Annotated in this window: 4 protein-coding genes; all 4 read left to right on the forward strand. The window is 34.5% G+C overall.

Annotated features, from left to right (window positions below):
• The first annotated feature begins 65 nt into the window (after positions 1–65).
• Entirely contained in the window at positions 66–470 is a 405-nt protein-coding gene (locus DWW10_RS25775; protein WP_028728888.1) for an SMI1/KNR4 family protein, read from the forward strand.
• Positions 471–552: 82 nt separating this feature from the next.
• Positions 553–1,449, forward strand: a complete 897-nt coding sequence (locus DWW10_RS25780; RefSeq protein WP_007558970.1) for an immunity 22 family protein — start codon at positions 553–555, stop codon at positions 1,447–1,449.
• 183 nt (positions 1,450–1,632) lie between these two features.
• Positions 1,633–1,983, forward strand: a complete 351-nt coding sequence (locus tag DWW10_RS25785) for a hypothetical protein (RefSeq protein ID WP_048317449.1) — start codon at positions 1,633–1,635, stop codon at positions 1,981–1,983.
• 40 nt (positions 1,984–2,023) lie between these two features.
• A complete protein-coding gene (locus DWW10_RS25790; protein ID WP_048317453.1) occupies positions 2,024–2,545 on the forward strand; it encodes a hypothetical protein in 522 nt (173 codons plus the stop codon).
• Positions 2,546–2,655 lie beyond the last annotated feature (110 nt).

The following is a 2,655-nucleotide window of genomic DNA, read 5'->3' on the forward strand; positions in this document are numbered from 1 at the left end:
TAACAAATAAATAAGCAACCCTAACAGTTGCTATTTACAACCCATTAGCCACCGAGGAAATAAATATGAAAAAGGAACTTATAGAACGATTGAGAAGATTTCTAACGGCACATGATATGATTGGGACACCTGCATCTGATGAGCAGGTATTATGTGCGGAACAAGAGTTAGGAGTAAAATTTAGTTCTGACTATATAGACTTTATCAAGAATTTCGGAACAGCATACGCAGGAATGATGATTAATGCTTTAGACGGCAATGAAAATGTGGTCGAAGAAACTAAATCATTAAGAGAAGTTCATCCTGAAGTTACAGATACTTATGTGATTTCAGATGATGGTTCTGGCAATCCCATAATGATAAATTCTAAAGGAGAGGTCGAAATATACTATCATGATAGTGATGCCGAAATAAAAACCATCGCTCCATCGTTAGAACAATATATAGAAGATAATTTTCCTGAATGGTAAAAGCGGTTGCTAACAAACAGATGAAACATTGAAGGCGGTTTATCTGCCGGACATTAGTCGCTTGAAAAATAAAAAAAAGAAAATGAGTAAGATAATGATATGGGTCGGTCAATTCGATTCCGAAGCTGACTTTGAGAAATATATGGATCAATCGGCTTTCCGTCAATGGTGGAAAGATTATGATGAAGACAATAAGGAACTTCGTTGCCAGTTCTGTAAGGAGCTTGGTGTAATGAGCTATGATGAGGATTTTCTTATTATGAAATTCACATCTGACGGCTTGGCAGGATTACTTAACCTTATTCCTGCTGATACCCAAAAGATAAGTCTGTCGATAGCTGATAAAAATATTACAATGGCAAATGCTGTTATCTGCTATAATTGTCGTGAGGGTATATCTCCTAAGAAGGCAGAGAATACCACAACCATGACTTATCTTGGTACGTTTGAGTTTGAACTGTCGCCTGAAGGAATGCAAGGGTCTAATGCTGGATTAGAATATATGATTTGGATTGGCACAACCGATAAAAGTAGGGAAGAATTTATGGAGTATTTCAATCAAGATGAATACATGAAAGAAATACGAGATTACGAAGAAGGTCGTACAAAGAAACGCCCAAATCCCGACCATCGCTGTCAGTTCTGCAAGGACATAGGAATTAAGTTCTATTACCCAGAATTTTTGAAAGTGGAAATTTTGGATCATCTTGAGAATCCATTTGAAATGGTAAAAAGGATGATAAACAATCAATTTGTGCCTGATTGGGTAATTGAACTCTACGTCAAGGAAGAACATGTATCAGCATCGAATTGTATAGTCTGCTATATTCCTAATGGATTTAAAGATAAAAAGAAAAATCAGAACATCTATATAAAGAAAAAAAGTTACGATGATTCTGATGTTCCCAAAAAACATATTGAGGAATTAGTAGATTACAACGGCATTAAATATCTTGAATGGTTTAAAGCCGAAGGATAATTATAATGGTATAGATTAGGTCGTCTATCTGCCATAACCTTTTATGGTAAAGATGATAAAAATATGAGCAGCTAATAGTTGAGTTGAAAAAAGAACAAATTGTGCGACTAACAAGCGGCTTAACCTCCCCTGAAAAAGGTCGGTTAGCCACCAAACATTACCAACTAAAGAAAATTAATAAATATGGTCAAGTACAAACTAACAGTAGATGAACCGTGGGGTTTCAATCATAATGGTAGTAATATTCTTCATGGTATAGTAATAAAGCAACTTTCTCCTACATTTCTTCTTTTCAAATCTGATAGTTTTTTAGATTTTAATGGACAAAAAAGTTGTATTCTAATTTTGAAACCCAGATATGAAAAAGAATATTTTGATTTAGAAACGAATGTTGATGTTATTGTCGGTGGTGCTTTGTGTTTAGAAAATAAATACGAAGAAAAAAATGAAGAATATTTAATATCACATAGCCAATATATGCTTATTGGGAGAATTGAAAAAATAAATGTTGGTAACAATCAACTTAACAGCTAAATGCAGTTAGCTGAAATACATTAGCATCAAATAAAAAAGAATGAAAACAATAAAAGAATTGCTTGATGAAGTCATTGATTTAGAAGGTAAGGTTCAAATAAGCCAAGCTATCGACTTTCATAAGGGAGTGCCTACCCTTGAAAAAGGAGTTTATAGAAATGTCTCTCCTATGTTGAAAATCAGGTATGGGGCATTTGGTAAATGGATTAATGCGACACATGGAGATTGGCTTGATACAAAAGAAATGGAAAGTCCATGGAATGAAGATGAAAAGGATGAACGGTTGATAGGAATTGTTCGCGACATAAAAGCTTCAAAGGATTATTGGGAAGACCATGCTACTGGACTATTTGCGCCAAACAGAATTTCCATTTTTGCAGCAAGCGATAATGGCTATGAAATGATTTGCCTAATATGGTTTGACGGTACAGAAGAACCGGAATTATGGGTATATGATTGCAACGGTGAAAGTCGATATAAAGATTTAGCTGCTTATTTGCAAGCATATATTGATGATGATGTATCAGCTTCTGAAGTAAAGTGGAAATTAGCTGATATGTGATTCTTTTATTAGAAGTGATGCTAACATACACCTTAATCGCCCAAAATGGCGATTAGCTGCCGAATTATCCGCAACTAAAAATCAAAAAGGAATATGAAAGAATTAGAAAA

The sequence above is a fragment of the Bacteroides intestinalis genome, assembly GCF_003464595.1.
Lineage (GTDB): Bacteria > Bacteroidota > Bacteroidia > Bacteroidales > Bacteroidaceae > Bacteroides > Bacteroides intestinalis_A.